Annotated in this window: 13 protein-coding genes; 5 read left to right on the top strand and 8 right to left on the bottom strand. The window is 33.0% G+C overall.

What is annotated here, in order from left to right; all coding sequences use genetic code 11:
- The first annotated feature begins 152 nt into the window (after positions 1–152).
- The gene (locus GM921_RS07525) at positions 153–1,034 is read left to right on the top strand and encodes a polysaccharide deacetylase family protein (protein WP_182921978.1); all 882 of its coding nucleotides are present in this window, start codon (positions 153–155) and stop codon (positions 1,032–1,034) included.
- Between the two features lie 81 nt (positions 1,035–1,115).
- Here GM921_RS07525 and GM921_RS07530 read toward each other — a convergent pair whose 3' ends face one another.
- The 3 genes from GM921_RS07530 to GM921_RS07540 all read right to left on the bottom strand — a co-directional run bounded on the left by GM921_RS07530 (position 1,116) and on the right by GM921_RS07540 (position 2,863).
- Positions 1,116–1,568 carry a 3-oxoacyl-ACP synthase gene (locus tag GM921_RS07530; protein WP_182921979.1) on the bottom strand — a complete coding sequence of 151 codons (453 nt, stop codon included), beginning with the start codon at positions 1,566–1,568 and terminating at the stop codon, positions 1,116–1,118.
- A 107-nt stretch (positions 1,569–1,675) separates the two neighbouring features.
- Entirely contained in the window at positions 1,676–2,254 is a 579-nt protein-coding gene (locus GM921_RS07535) for a nitroreductase family protein (protein WP_182921980.1), read from the bottom strand.
- A 57-nt stretch (positions 2,255–2,311) separates the two neighbouring features.
- The gene (locus GM921_RS07540) at positions 2,312–2,863 is read right to left on the bottom strand and encodes a hypothetical protein (RefSeq protein WP_182921981.1); all 552 of its coding nucleotides are present in this window, start codon (positions 2,861–2,863) and stop codon (positions 2,312–2,314) included.
- Between the two features lie 95 nt (positions 2,864–2,958).
- Between GM921_RS07540 and GM921_RS07545 the strand changes: the two genes are divergently transcribed.
- Positions 2,959–4,581, top strand: coding sequence for an ABC-F family ATP-binding cassette domain-containing protein (locus GM921_RS07545; protein WP_182921982.1), 1,623 nt, complete (start codon positions 2,959–2,961; stop codon positions 4,579–4,581).
- A 348-nt stretch (positions 4,582–4,929) separates the two neighbouring features.
- Here GM921_RS07545 and GM921_RS07550 read toward each other — a convergent pair whose 3' ends face one another.
- Both GM921_RS07550 and GM921_RS07555 read right to left on the bottom strand, forming a co-directional pair.
- Positions 4,930–5,433, bottom strand: a complete 504-nt coding sequence (locus GM921_RS07550) for an FKBP-type peptidyl-prolyl cis-trans isomerase (RefSeq protein WP_182921983.1) — start codon at positions 5,431–5,433, stop codon at positions 4,930–4,932.
- Positions 5,434–5,647: 214 nt separating this feature from the next.
- Positions 5,648–5,845: a hypothetical protein gene (locus tag GM921_RS07555; RefSeq protein ID WP_182921984.1), complete on the bottom strand. Its 198-nt coding sequence runs from the start codon at positions 5,843–5,845 to the stop codon at positions 5,648–5,650.
- 110 nt (positions 5,846–5,955) lie between these two features.
- On the opposite strand from GM921_RS07555, the gene GM921_RS07560 reads away from it, so the two are divergent.
- The gene (locus tag GM921_RS07560) at positions 5,956–7,497 is read left to right on the top strand and encodes a P-loop NTPase fold protein (RefSeq protein WP_182921985.1); all 1,542 of its coding nucleotides are present in this window, start codon (positions 5,956–5,958) and stop codon (positions 7,495–7,497) included.
- A gap of 37 nt (positions 7,498–7,534) precedes the next feature.
- On the opposite strand, the gene GM921_RS07565 is transcribed toward GM921_RS07560, so the two are convergent.
- Positions 7,535–9,544 (bottom strand): thioredoxin domain-containing protein, encoded by a 2,010-nt coding sequence (locus tag GM921_RS07565; protein ID WP_182921986.1) that lies wholly within the window; start codon positions 9,542–9,544, stop codon positions 7,535–7,537.
- 148 nt (positions 9,545–9,692) lie between these two features.
- On the opposite strand from GM921_RS07565, the gene GM921_RS07570 reads away from it, so the two are divergent.
- Positions 9,693–10,790: a mandelate racemase/muconate lactonizing enzyme family protein gene (locus GM921_RS07570; RefSeq protein ID WP_182921987.1), complete on the top strand. Its 1,098-nt coding sequence runs from the start codon at positions 9,693–9,695 to the stop codon at positions 10,788–10,790.
- A 227-nt stretch (positions 10,791–11,017) separates the two neighbouring features.
- Positions 11,018–11,611, top strand: coding sequence for a GIN domain-containing protein (locus GM921_RS07575; RefSeq protein WP_182921988.1), 594 nt, complete (start codon positions 11,018–11,020; stop codon positions 11,609–11,611).
- Positions 11,612–11,657: 46 nt separating this feature from the next.
- Here GM921_RS07575 and GM921_RS07580 read toward each other — a convergent pair whose 3' ends face one another.
- Positions 11,658–12,488, bottom strand: coding sequence for a glycoside hydrolase family 25 protein (locus GM921_RS07580; RefSeq protein ID WP_182921989.1), 831 nt, complete (start codon positions 12,486–12,488; stop codon positions 11,658–11,660).
- 84 nt (positions 12,489–12,572) lie between these two features.
- On the bottom strand, positions 12,573–13,943 hold the full coding sequence (locus tag GM921_RS07585) for a dipeptidase (RefSeq protein WP_182921990.1): 1,371 nt from the start codon (positions 13,941–13,943) through the stop codon (positions 12,573–12,575).
- Position 13,944: the final 1 nt, after the last annotated feature.

Consider the following 13,944-nt stretch of genomic DNA (forward strand, 5'->3'; position numbering starts at 1 on the left):
CCACACTGTGATAATTTCTCTAATAAATCTATCTTGTTTTTATAGTTTTGTGTTAAAGATTATACGATGAAACCATCATGATTTTTCAAACCACACAATGGTATAAATAAATCTGATAGCTTCATCACAAATGAAAAACATATTATAAATAGATGAAAACAAATTTCTTATCCCTTATAGCAGCAGCGCTGATTTTAGTAGCGAGTTGCCAATCTAAATCACAGTCTGGTACAAGTGAAAGCACAAAAGATAGTACTTCACAAGAAGCTGCAGTCGATGGAGCTTCCACAGAAAAAGTTGATGTTTCTAATATAAAAGTTGCTGATGCGAAAACAATTTTAGCACGCAAGCAGGTTCCAATTTTATGCTACCACCAAGTTCGTAACTGGAAAGCTACCGATGGCAAAGTTGGCAAGGATTACATTGTAGAAATTCAGAATTTTAAAGACCAAATGAAAATGTTGGCGGATAGCGGTTACCACACTATTTCGCCAGACCAATTGTATGCGTATTTGAATACTGGAGCAAAATTACCTTCAAAACCTATTATGTTAACTTTTGATGATACGGATTTAGATCAGTTTACTATTGTTAATCCTACATTGAAAAAGCTAGGTTTTAAAGCCATGTATTTTATTATGACGGTTTCCATTGGTAAAAAAGGGAAATTTGTTGATTATATGAGCGCAGACCAAATTAAACAACTTGCCGATGAAGGAAATGTAATTGGAAGTCATACTTACGATCACCAAAACTTTAAAAAATACACTGGTAAAGATTGGGAAACTCAAATAGATAAACCAACTAAAAAACTGGAAGAAATTACAGGCAAAAAAATGAACGAATTTGCTTATCCTTTTGGTTTATGGAATGCGGAAGGAATACCTGAGTTGAAAAAACGCGGTTTTAGAATGGCTTTTCAATTATCTACCAAACGTGATGAAAAAGATCCATTATTTACCATTAGAAGAATTATTGCTAGCGGTTATTGGAGCCCTAAAACATTAAGCAATAGCATTAAGAATAGTTTTTAGATAGCTTGTCATTCAGAGCGTAGCGAAGAATCTCTTAACCGCTTTATAGATTCTTCGCTACGCTCTGAATGACAAAAATTTTTAAGCTACTTCCTTAATTTGATATTTCTTCCCATTAAAATCGAACTCACCACCTTTTTGTTTACCCAATAGTAATTTACCAATTGGAGAAACCGCAGATATAGCAAAAACAGTTTCATTACCTAAATGTAATTGTCCGGCACTAATACTCAAGTAAAAATTACCTTGGTTAGTGTATACTAAACTCCCGTTGCGAGCTTCTTCAGAAAAAGGCGCATCTTTTAAAGAGCTTAATACTTTATGATTTTCTTCGGCATCAATTAACAGCCTTTTATTTCGGTCTATATCTTGTTGCATCATTTCGCGACTAGTTTCATATTTATCACCAGCACTACTTTTTGTATCGTCGTTACTTGCTTCACGAGCTTGTTGCAAAGCAGTTTCAGCCGTTTGTATGCGTTCGTTTATAAAATCTAAACAGAGTTGATATAGGGATGATTTGATTTCTTGCATAGTTGGTTAGTTAAGCAAACTAAATATATTAAAATTTAAGTTGCAATACCAAACATAGATTAGTTTTTGCTGACTTACTTATTAAGCGGTAATTGTTGGGGTAAAAACTATTTTTCTAGCCATTTAACTTTATCGGCCATAGCTGTCCTGCTTGCTTCACGAGGTTCTTCGTTATGGTATCCCATATAAAATAAACCATAACATTTTTCATTTTCTTCAAGATTTAAAAAATCTCCTAGATCATCTATTAGAGGTGGAGAACTCCAATACGCACCAATGTTAAAGGCTTCGGCAGTTAATGCTATATTTTGTACTGCGCAGGCTGTTGCGGCAATTTCTTCCCAAGCGGGAACTTTATCTGCATTAAATTGAATGTTAATTGCTAAGATACAATCAGCTTGTGCTGTTTTTGCTGAAAAGCTGTCGTACTTTTTTTGCAGAAAACTTCCAGCAGGAACTGTTTCTTTATACAAACGACCTAACTCCGCTCCTAGCTTTGCTTTTGCTTCTTTTCTAATCACCACAAAACGCCAAGGCTGAGTTAATTTATGTGTTGGTGCATAATTAGCGCTTTCTAAAATTTGCTCAATAATTTCTACTGGAATTTCTTTTTGTATATAGCTATCAGGAAAAATGCTTCTTCTTCCTTTTATGATTTCGGTTAAAATTTCGGGTTTGTTGCTCATTGAGCAAAAATAGAAGTTTAGCAATGTTAAAATGTTATTTAGTTGTAAAGTAATTTGCTATTTCAACTGCTTCCTTATCTGTTTAACTTTTGCGTAAAATGCGATACTTTCTTTATCAACCAAAAAATCCATTGTTTGTTTCAATTCTTCTTTAATCCAGCTATGTTTTGAATTAAGATTGGCTAGAATATTTAAACAATGAGATTTAATGGCTACAGGAACTTTCTCGTCAATTAACCAACTAAAAACAGTTTCAACTAAGGTGTCAGTGTCGTACTTGTTTATAATTTCCTTTGCAGTTTGTGGTGCGTTTTTCTTGGTAATTAAAGTTAGTATTTTACTGTAATGCCTCCGACAAGAAAGATTATTTTGTTGAGGAAATTTCTCTAGAAAATAGAGAATGTGTGGTAAAAAGCGTTCTAAATTGGTAATGCAAATAGTTTCTAAAATCCAAGAGGCTCTAAAACCAATTTTCTCCTCTTTATGGAAGGTTAAATCAATTAGATCTTGAAATGAGAAATCACTTTCAGAGATAATTTTAGTCAATTCATCGACTGTTTTCTTCGATAAAGTTGATTTGATTATAGTTAAAAGTACATCGCTTTGCATAACTCAAAATTAATAAATCTAATTGTATTCAATACTACTACTAACTAGCAATTGAGCAATAAATTAACTACCTTTGCACCTTATTTTTCAGCAACATGATTTCAGTTTCTAATCTATCCTTACGTTACGGCAAACGTACTCTTTTTGAAGATGTTAACCTTAAATTTACCCAAGGCAATTGCTATGGTGTAATAGGTGCTAATGGCGCAGGTAAATCTACCTTTTTAAAAATTCTGAGTGGCGAAGTAAACCAAACAAGCGGTTCTGTGGCTTTTACGCCTGGCGAACGCATGGCGGTTTTAAAGCAAAATCATTATGAATTTGATGAAAACACAGTAATTGAGACCGTTATGATGGGACACAAGGAATTGTATGACATCATGATTGAAAAAGACGCTATTTATCTAAAGGAAGATTTTAGCGATAAAGATGGCGAACGTGCTGGCGAATTAGAAAATCTTTTTGCAGAGAAAGATGGCTGGAATATGGAAAGTAATGCAGCTACTTTATTAAGCAATTTAGGTATTAAAGAAGAGCATCATTATAAATTATTGAAAGAATTAGATGGTAATCAAAAAGTGCGTGTGTTATTAGCGCAGGCTTTATTTGGTAATCCTGATATTTTATTATTAGATGAGCCTACCAACGATTTGGACATTGATACTATTGCTTGGTTAGAGAATTTCTTAGCAGATTATCAAAGTATTGTATTGGTTGTATCCCACGATAGACACTTTTTAGATGCGGTTTGTACCCACATTGTGGATATAGATTTCAGCAAAATGAATATTTATTCTGGTAATTATACTTTCTGGTATGAATCGAGCCAATTGGCATTGAAACAACGTAGTGATCAGAATAAAAAACTTGAAGAAAAAGTTAAAGAGTTACAAGAATTTATTCAGCGTTTTAGCGCAAATGCTTCTAAATCTAAGCAAGCGACTTCTCGTAAAAAAGCATTAGATAAAATCGATATTTCTGAAATCAAAGCATCTAGCAGAAAATACCCTGCTATTTTGTTTAACAATTTAGGTCGCGAAGCAGGTGATCAGATTTTACAAGTTGAGAATTTAAGTAAAACCGTTAATGGCGAAGTTTTATTTAGCGGTGTAAACTTTATGGTAAACAAAGGTGATAAAATTGCTATTCTTTCTCAAAATAGTTTAGCTACAACTGCATTTTATGATGTTTTAGCTGGAAGAGATACCAGTTATAAAGGAGATTTTAAATTTGGCGTAACCATTAGCACAGCTGATATTCCGAATGATAATTCTAATTATTTCGAAGGAAAAAATGAAAATCTAGTTGATTGGTTACGTGAATATTCTGGAACAGATGCCGATGAACAATTTGTAAGAAGCTTTTTAGGCAGAATGCTTTTCTCTGGGGAAGAAGTACTTAAAAATGTAAAAGTGCTTTCTGGAGGCGAGAAAATGCGTTGTATGTTCTCAAGAATGATGTTACAATTAGCCAATTTGTTAATGTTCGACGAACCTACAAATCACTTGGACTTAGAATCGATTACTGCATTAAATAATGGAATGAAAGATTTTAAAGGCACCGTTTTATTTACTTCACGAGATCATGCGTTAACAGAATCAGTAGCTACCAGAGTTATTGAGCTTACACCAAAAGGAAGTATTGATAGAATGATGACGTATGACGATTACATTAATAGCGAAGAAGTAGCAAAATTGAGAGAAGAAATGTATAAATAATTTTTTTGTCATGCTGAGCTTGTCGAAGTACACAGATCCTTCTCTTCATTCTGGATGACAAACGTTCTTAGAAATAAAAAAGCCTTGATTTAACAATCAAGGCTTTTTAGTTAATAGTATTTTTATCGCTATTCATTTTATCAGCGTACTTTTTTAGTTTATCACCACTGTACTTTCTGTTTTTCACATAATCATACCACCTATACATTCGATATACAACTAGCGGCAATAAGATTATGAGAAATAATATAAACTCTATTTTCATCAGATTTCGATTAACTAAACTAATTAACATAAAAAAGCCTCGATAAATTATCGAGGCTTTTTCTTTTATATCTTTGAAACTGATTAATGACCAGAATGACCATCAGCACCATGAGCGTGACCATGACTTAATTCATCAGCAGTTGCTTCACGTACTGTTAAAATTTTACCAGCAAAAATTAAGTTTTTACCAGCCATTGGGTGATTTAAATCAACAGAAATAATTTCTTCGTGTACACCTGTTACACCAGCACGAAATTGGTTACCTTGGTTATCTTGTAAAGGAATTACATCACCAACTTTTGGCAATTCACCAGCTTCTTTAAACATATCAATTGGCAAATCTACATGAGCAGTTGCATCTAGTTCACCGTAGCCATCTGCCGGAGAAAGTTCAAAACTATACTCATCGCCAGCTTTTAAGCCAGCTAAATGCTCTTCAAATTTAGGCAACATCATACCTACGCCATATAAAAATACTAATGGCTGTTCTTCATTTGCTTTTTCAACAAAAACTTGCTGACCTTCTGGAGTAGTAGTGTGTAGTTCATAAGTTATAGACACTACTGTATTCGAATTAATGTTCATTCTTAATGGTTTTTTATGTTTTGTATTGCCTCGGCAACCGTTTTAACTGGCTTTGGCATTTTTATTTTGCATTTATTTATGGATTTTAATAGTCCTTTTAATAAATGTTGCGCAAAGATAATCTAATTATTAGGTTAACAAAAAAGGTGTTTAATTGTTGCAAAAAAAATGTTTAAATTCCCAATAAGCAACACGTGGAAGTTTTATGAATTGCTTATTTTCTGTTTTTGATTTGTTCATCAATAAACTCTTCTCGAATTTGTGCCAATTCTTTTTGCTTTTCAGCGATTTTAGCCACAGCAATATGCTTTTCAGTTTTATCTCTAATTGCAGAATAAGCTTTTTTCAGCTTAGCTATTTCTTTAACTAAAGATTTTCTCTTTGCAATAATGCCTTCTTCTTTTTCTAACATAGCGCAATCTACCCAAATTTAGACAGATGACCCTCTATTAGTAAATAAGATACTTAATTATTTAGTTATAATGATCAAAATAAATCTGTAACTTTTCAATATCTTTAGGAATGAATGAAATTCTAATCGATAATTCCTCAGTTGAAATTGAGTTTACAGAACACCTCAAACAAACTGATAATAAACGTATATTATTTACCGCTTCATTTGGTTCTGGAAAATCCTTCTTTCTGACAGAATATTTTAGACGAAATAAAGACTATCTTGACATAACGTTATATCCTGTGGATTATTCTGTCAGTTCAAATGAAGATATTTTCGAGATAATTAAATATGACATCATTGATTCGCTATTTGAAAAGTATGCGAAGGTTTTAGATTTAAAAATAGAAGATTTCTCCAATCTATTAATAGCACAAAGTTTTTTGGCAAATAAGATAGACTTAATGCCACTGGTTAAATCAATAATAAAAAGCAGTTTCATTGATGCAGAACAAATACTAGGTGTACTTGAGGCCTCAAAAAACATTGCATCACAATTTCATAATTACAAAAAGGAACTAAGTGGTGATGAAAAGAGCCTATTATTGTCTTATATGGAGGGTTTTGAAAATAAAAAAGGTTCAATCCGAGAAAATGATGAGATAACATTATTAATTAACAACTTCTTAACCAGAATTAAAAGTAAAAAGAGAGGGAAAAAATTCGTTTTAATTATAGATGACTTAGACCGTTTAGACCCAGAGCAAATTTTTAGATTATTCAATATTTTCACAGCTCATCATGACAGCCGAAAAGACATTAATAAGTTTGGGTTTGACAAGATTATATTTGTTTGTGACTTAAACAATCTAGAATTTATGTTTCACCATAGATATGGTCTAAATTCAAGTTTTGATGGCTATATTGATAAATTTTACTCCCATAAACCATTCTTCTTTAATCATCGGTCTTTTTTAAAGGAAAAAGTCAGTATATATCTAACAAAAAATTTAGAGAACACAACTGAGAAAACTTTTAACAATAATATACAAGAAACACTATTTGGATTAAGTAGTGACTTCTTTCATACTATGAAAAGTCTTAGCAACAAAATGATTGATAATGACTTGTTAAGAGCTAGGAATTTTCAGAAATTTAAAGCTTACGCTTTACCTAGTAAGAGTATTAGGATTGGACATCGTGAATTCTCACCAACAAAATTTCCACTGTTAGTAATGTGTTATTTGATGCAGCAATTTTTTCCAAGAATTGAGGATTTAATAAACTCAGTTCATACTTTATCTCATCAATACGATTCTAATTATGAAGTAAAGTCAAATTATAAGTCATTAAATTGGGAAATGTTATTAATAAGTTATTCAATACCTTTTTTTATTGAAAACTTGGAAGATATGAATTATAGACATAATAATGATAAAAGTTATTTTGTTTCAATAAAAAATGAATTTGACAAAATAATCTTTTTAGAATACAGAGTTAATGAAAGTCTAATGTATGATTATACCTCATTTACTTTTACGAAAGCAGTTGGCAACAATATGACGGTTAATAATCAATCTACTGAACAGCCATTTTCCAAACCCAATCCATATCACATTGTTGAACTTGCATTAAGAAATTGCCTCATCAATGAGTACATTCAAAACTAAGTACTTAATAATATTTCAGCTTAAAAATTCAAAAAAATTACTGTATTTTATTTAATGCCTCAGCAACAGTTTGTACCGGCAATTGACAAGTTTTATTTCGGCATATATAAATTTTTGTTTCGTGGCTTTGCTTATCCTTCAGCAAAGGGAGTTCGCTTTTCATTCCTCCTAATGTTATTTTATTAGGGATATAGAAGTTATTTAGCTCATTTTTAACTTCTTGCACATCAAAACCTACAACTGCAATTTCATTTATACCATACACTTCATTTAATAATTGAATACACCAGTTTGAATACGCCGAACCGTAAGCTTTAATTCTAGGTAAAACCGATTTTAGCATAGCTGATGCCTTTTCACGGTAACTTTCCTCATCAAAAAACAAACCTAGTTTTTGAAGATTTTGCGCCATAACAGAGTTCGATGCTGGTATCACGTTATCCATCACTTCATGTTTACGAGCAATTAATTTTTCGCCATTACCAGCAGTATAAAAGAACATATCGTTTTCTTCATCCTTAAAATTTAACAAAACGTAATTAGTTAAGTCTTTTGCTTTTGCTAACCAATTTTCATCGAAATCTACTTCGTACAATGCAATTAAAGCTTCAATCATAAATGCATAATCATCTAAAAATCCAGGAATTGATGCTTTTTCATTCTTGTAATTACGATATAATCCTCCATCTTGTGTAGCCATATTTTTTAAAATGAATTCTGCTGCTTTTTTTGCTCTGGCGTAATATAATTCATAATCTAAAACTTGCGATGCATCTGCCAATGCTTTAATCATCATCGCATTCCAAGCAGTTAAGCATTTATCGTCTAAACTTGGTCGTATTCTTTTACTTCGCTCATCTAATAATTTAGCTTTTGCCAAGGCTATTTTATCGTAAAGCGTTTCCGCATCTAGCTGATGTTTGGCTAGAAAATCTTCATCATTGATCGTTCTCCTTAAAATATTGGTTTGTTCTTCCTCCCAATTCCCTTCTTCGGTTACATTAAAATAATCGCCAATTAATTCGGCATCTTCTCCTACAATCTCATCAAAAACTGATTTATCCCATACATAAAATTTTCCCTCAACACCTTCGCTATCCGCATCTAAAGCAGAATAAAACAAACCATTTTCTGCACTCATTTCTCTAAAAACCCAATCAATAGATTCTACTATCACTTGTTTAAACGGCTCGAACTTCAAACATTGGTATGCTTCTGTATATAAGCTAATTAGCTGTGCATTATCGTACAACATTTTCTCGAAATGAGGAACATGCCATTTATCATCAACAGAATATCGAGCAAACCCTCCTCCTATTTGATCATAAATCCCGCCCATTGCCATGCTTTCAAGCGTGGTACAAACTGCAGTAAACGAAGCTTCATCTGGAGTTAAAAAACTATATCGAAGTAAAAAGCTCCAATTATTTGGTAAAGGAAATTTTGGCGCTCTATTATATCCGCCTTCTGTGATATCAAAATGACGTTTCCAAGGTTCAATTATTTCCGCTAAATGCGATTTATCAAATACAACTTCTTCTGTGGAAGGAATTATTTTCTCTGATTGTTGAATACCATCTGTTAATCGCTCTGCATAATTTTTAGCTTTATCAGGTTCATTTTTCCAGAGGTCTGATACATTTTCTAAAATATTAATCCAGTCGTTTTTTCTAAAATAAGTGCCCCCATAAATCGGTCGCTGATCTGGCAAACAAATGGCATTTAGTGGCCAGCCGCCATTTCCATTCATTAATTGTACAGCCAACATATAAATTTGATCTATGTCTGGTCGCTCCTCTCTATCTACTTTTATGCAAACAAAATTTTGGTTCATTACTTCGGCAACTTCATGATTTTCAAAACTTTCGTGTTCCATTACATGACACCAATGGCAAGCCGAATAGCCAATACTTACCAGAATCAATTTATTTTCTCGCTTTGCTTTTTCTAATGCATCAACTCCCCATTCATGCCATTCGACAGGGTTATAAGCGTGTTGCAATAAATAAGGAGAAGAAGCGTGGATAAGATTGTTGGGTTGTTGCATAATAGATTTGAGTATTGAGATATGAGATTTGAGACATAGTTTCTCGCTCTTGTAAAATTATAAATTATCTATTTACCTATTGGGATTAATTATTGTTTTTTACTTTAGTATTCTCAAATCTCATATCTACTGTCTCATATCTTGTAAAATGAAAATCACGCATACCGAAATTTATCGTTTTAGCATCCCAATGGAACCTTTTGTAATTGCAACTGGTACTATGCATTTTGCACAAAATGTGTTCATCAGAATTTATACTGATTCGGGTATTTATGGTGTTGGCGAATGCTCAGCTTTTCCGATGATAGTTGGCGAAACCCAAGAAACGTGTTTGGCAATGGCTAAAGATTTCGCACAGATTTGGAAAGGGAAAAATCCGTTGGAAATACCTGAACGAATGCAAGATTTACTGGCGTATGCCGATCATAATGCAACTATAAAAAGTGCTTTTGATATGGCTTTGTTTGATATCGCTGCTAAAAATGCGAAACAACCTTTATATCAATTTTTAGGCGGGCATAAAAGAACCATTGAAACTGATATGACGATTGGTATTGATACTCCAGAAGGAATGGCAGGCAAAGCGATTGAATATCAAAAAAATGGATGTAGAATTATTAAAATCAAGTTGGGTAAAAAAGTAAATGAAGATATTGAACGCGTAAAACAAATAAGAGCTGCCGTAGGTGATGAAATGATTTTACGTTTAGATGCGAATCAAGGTTGGAGTTTTGATGATGCGCTTTTTGCTTTGGGCGAATTAGAATCTGTAAATATTGAGTTTTGTGAACAGCCAATGCGTACTTGGTTTGATGATAAATTACCTGAATTGGCGTTAAACTCTCCTATTAAATTAATGGCCGATGAAAGCTGTTATAATCATCATGATGCTCGAAAACTGATTAATAGCAAGGCTTGCGAGTACTTGAATATTAAATTTGCTAAATCTGGAGGGATTTTAGAAGCACAGAAAATACATGAAGAAGCTTTGCAACATGGCGTAAAATGTATGATTGGAAGTATGTTGGAAAGTAGAATTGCGTTAAGCGCAAATTTACATTTTGCTTTGGCCAGTCCAAATGTGGTATTTTTTGATTTAGACACCTGTTTACTAGGTCATTTGGTTGATCCAGTTATTGGCGGGTTAACTTACGATGGTTATTTTCTATCTGTTCCAGAAACCATTGGTATTGGCGCAGATGCTGATGAAGAGTTTTTGAAAACTTGTGAAAATTGGGTGGTTTAATTTTTTTAGCCACAGATTCGCACAGATAAACACAGATTTTTATACTGTAAAATTATCTTATTAACAGGATCTGTGTTCATCCTTTTTATCTGTAATTAATTTTTCATCGAACTTAAAAACCCGTTCGTCGATAATTACGAAGTTTTCGTATAATAACGCTTAGTAGCATGCAACTTTTTTTGATTGTGGTCGTCTTATCTACAAAACACAAACAAATTATAGAAATCATGAAAACTTCAATCAAAACCCTTTGCGCTACTGGCTTAATCGCATTAGCAACAATCTCATCAGCAAGTGTTTACGCAAACACTCCAGTAAACGAAACCTCTATTTCAGCAAGTGCTGTAAAAATTTCTTCCATTAATAAATTAAAAGTTAGCGGAAACGTAGAAGTAACCATTGTTCAGAATTCAAAGTCTAATGTTTTATTCACAAATGAAGGAAATGAAGACGTTTTAGTAAAAAAAATAGGCAATTCGATCTGCGTAAGTTCAAAAAACAAAAATCAAACTGGAAAAATTACGCTTTATGTTGATGACATTTATAGAATAGAAGCTTCAGAAAATGCCTCTATACTAACAAACAATGCATTAACTTTCAAATATCTTCAGGTTTTCTTATCAGATAATGCATATGTGCAATTGAATGCAAAAACTGAAAATTTATATACCACCATTACAGGATCATCGAAATTAGATTTAAAAGGATCAACAGATTCATATACTATTGACATGGATAAATCTTCTAGAATCAGTTTAAACAGATTTCAATCTAAAAAAACTGAAATGAAATCTACAGTATATGTAGCTAGCAGAGGCTAAGAAATAGTGAAAATTTAAAAAGCCTATCAAATTTTGGTAGGCTTTTTTATTGGATTAAAATTTTTGTAAACGCTAAACTATCTCCATTAAAGGCATTAAAATCCACAATGTGATTAATTCCATTAATACTGGCTTTATCAGAATGTTGCCAGAATTTCCAAGTATTTGTAGGCAGTTTTAGCTTAGGCTGATGATAATGTGCTACCCAAAAAGGATAATCATCGTAAAAACCCATTAAATTATCTTGATAGAATTTAAGTCCAGAATAAATGATGGGCTTAACTTTTGTTTTTTCTTCAATTTGAATGATGAAAGCATTTAACTCTTTGCGCATCTTTTCTGGAGAAACACCATCTAAACTTTCTATATCAACAACTGGAGGTAAATCTCCTTTTTCAAAATTAGCAGTTTGCAAGAAAAAGTTGGCTTGCCACAAACCCGATCTTTTTGGTCTAAAAAAGTGATACGCTCCTACTTTTACTCCTGCCTTTGGTGCTTCACGCCAGTTTCGCTGAAAATATGGATCTACATTTAAAATTCCTTCAGTTGCTTTAATAAAAGCGAAAGTAACATGTACATCATCTTCCTTCATTGCTTTTACCTTTTGCCAATCTATTTTTCCTTGATAATAAGAAACATCAATACCATGAACGGTATATTTCTTCGGAATTTTGATATTGAAACTTTCGTAGGTTCGGTAGTTTTTATCTTCGCCCGGATGGCGTAACCAAAACCACGTTGAGGTAGCAATTTTTACTACGTAGCCATAATAAAATGGAGATAATAGCACTAACAAAATACCAGCAATAGCAAATTTTAGCTGTAACGATAAGCCTTTGCTTTTTTTTCGAGAAGGTTTTCTTTTCTTGACTGGCATTTTATTTTTAAACCATATAAGAAATATAAGTTCATTTAAGTATGATGGCTTATATTTTCTTACATTCCTTATATGGTAAATGTTTTACTTGCTTAATTCAGCGTAGTATTTATGAAATAATGGCAACGTTTCAATGCCTTTGTAGTAGTTATAAATATCGTATTTTTCATTTGGCGAGTGCAAAGCATCACTATCTAAACCAAAGCCAAACAATACCGATTTAATACCTAAAACATCTTCAAATAAAGCTACAATAGGAATACTTCCTCCGCCACGGGTTGGAATTGGCTTTTTACCAAAACTATCTTCGATTGCTTTTTCTGCAGCACGATAAGCCACGCTATCTGTTGGTGTAACTACAGGTTCGCCACCGTGATGTGCAGTAACTTTTACTTTCACATAATCTGGTGCAATACTTTCGAAATGTTTAGTAAAAATAGCTGCAATTTCATCAGAATTTTGATTTGGCACTAAACGCATAGATATTTTTGCATTTGCTTTACTTGGCAAAACTGTTTTAGCACCTTCGCCAATATAACCGCTCCAAATTCCGTTTACTTCTAACGTTGGTCTAGTTCCTGTGCGCTCTAAAGTGCTATATCCTTTTTCGCCCCAATCTGCTTTAATATCCAAATCCTCTTTGTATTCAGTTAAATCGAATGGAGCGGAGTTTAAAGCTTTTTTCTCATCATCCGTTAATTCTACTACTTTATCGTAAAATGCAGGAATAGTGATGTGGTTATTTTCATCGTGTAAAGAAGCAATCATTTTGCATAAAATAGTTGCCGGATTTGCTACTGCGCCACCATAAACCCCAGAGTGTAGATCGCGGTTTGGACCAACAACTTCTACTTCCATGTAGGCTAAACCACGCAAACCAGTTTCAATTGATGGATTTTCCATCGAAATCATTGATGTATCAGAAATTAAAACCACATCAGCTTTTAATCGCTCTGTGTTGGCTTTCACAAAAATACCCAAGTTTGCAGAACCTACTTCTTCTTCACCTTCAATCATAAACTTAACGTTACAAGCCAACGTATTGGTTTTCATCATTAACTCGAACGCTTTTACATGCATATAAAACTGTCCTTTGTCATCACAAGCACCACGAGCGTAAATTTTACCATCACGTACGGTTGGCTCAAAAGGAGGTGTTTTCCATAATTCTAATGGATCTGCAGGTTGCACATCATAATGTCCGTAAATTAAAACTGTTGGTAGCTTTGCATTAATAATTTTCTCTCCATAAACTATCGGATAACCTGCTGTTTCGCAAATTTCAACTTTATCAGCACCAGCATCTTTTAATTTCTGTGCTACAAAATCAGCTGTTTTTAACACATCACCTTTATATTTGGGGTCGGCACTTACCGATGGAAAACGCAACAATTCAAACAACTCATCTAAAAAGCGTTGTTTATTGTCTTCAACATATTTTTTGATTTCTTGCATA

It is taken from the genome of Pedobacter planticolens (assembly GCF_014172375.1).
In the GTDB taxonomy this organism is placed as follows: domain Bacteria; phylum Bacteroidota; class Bacteroidia; order Sphingobacteriales; family Sphingobacteriaceae; genus Pedobacter; species Pedobacter planticolens.

Excerpts from the sequence above, each read along its gene's own strand:
- GM921_RS07565 (WP_182921986.1), bottom strand. The coding sequence starts at position 9,544 with ATGCAACAACCCAACAATCTTATCCACGCTTCTTCTCCTTATTTATTG.
- GM921_RS07560 (WP_182921985.1), top strand. The coding sequence starts at position 5,956 with ATGAATGAAATTCTAATCGATAATTCCTCAGTTGAAATTGAGTTTACA.
- GM921_RS07540 (WP_182921981.1), bottom strand. The coding sequence starts at position 2,863 with ATGCAAAGCGATGTACTTTTAACTATAATCAAATCAACTTTATCGAAG.
- GM921_RS07525 (WP_182921978.1), top strand. The coding sequence starts at position 153 with ATGAAAACAAATTTCTTATCCCTTATAGCAGCAGCGCTGATTTTAGTA.
- GM921_RS07535 (WP_182921980.1), bottom strand. The coding sequence starts at position 2,254 with ATGAGCAACAAACCCGAAATTTTAACCGAAATCATAAAAGGAAGAAGA.
- GM921_RS07530 (WP_182921979.1), bottom strand. The coding sequence starts at position 1,568 with ATGCAAGAAATCAAATCATCCCTATATCAACTCTGTTTAGATTTTATA.
- GM921_RS07550 (WP_182921983.1), bottom strand. The coding sequence starts at position 5,433 with ATGAACATTAATTCGAATACAGTAGTGTCTATAACTTATGAACTACAC.
- GM921_RS07570 (WP_182921987.1), top strand. The coding sequence starts at position 9,693 with ATGAAAATCACGCATACCGAAATTTATCGTTTTAGCATCCCAATGGAA.
- GM921_RS07575 (WP_182921988.1), top strand. The coding sequence starts at position 11,018 with ATGAAAACTTCAATCAAAACCCTTTGCGCTACTGGCTTAATCGCATTA.
- GM921_RS07545 (WP_182921982.1), top strand. The coding sequence starts at position 2,959 with ATGATTTCAGTTTCTAATCTATCCTTACGTTACGGCAAACGTACTCTT.
- GM921_RS07585 (WP_182921990.1), bottom strand. The coding sequence starts at position 13,943 with ATGCAAGAAATCAAAAAATATGTTGAAGACAATAAACAACGCTTTTTA.
- GM921_RS07580 (WP_182921989.1), bottom strand. The coding sequence starts at position 12,488 with ATGCCAGTCAAGAAAAGAAAACCTTCTCGAAAAAAAAGCAAAGGCTTA.
- GM921_RS07555 (WP_182921984.1), bottom strand. The coding sequence starts at position 5,845 with ATGTTAGAAAAAGAAGAAGGCATTATTGCAAAGAGAAAATCTTTAGTT.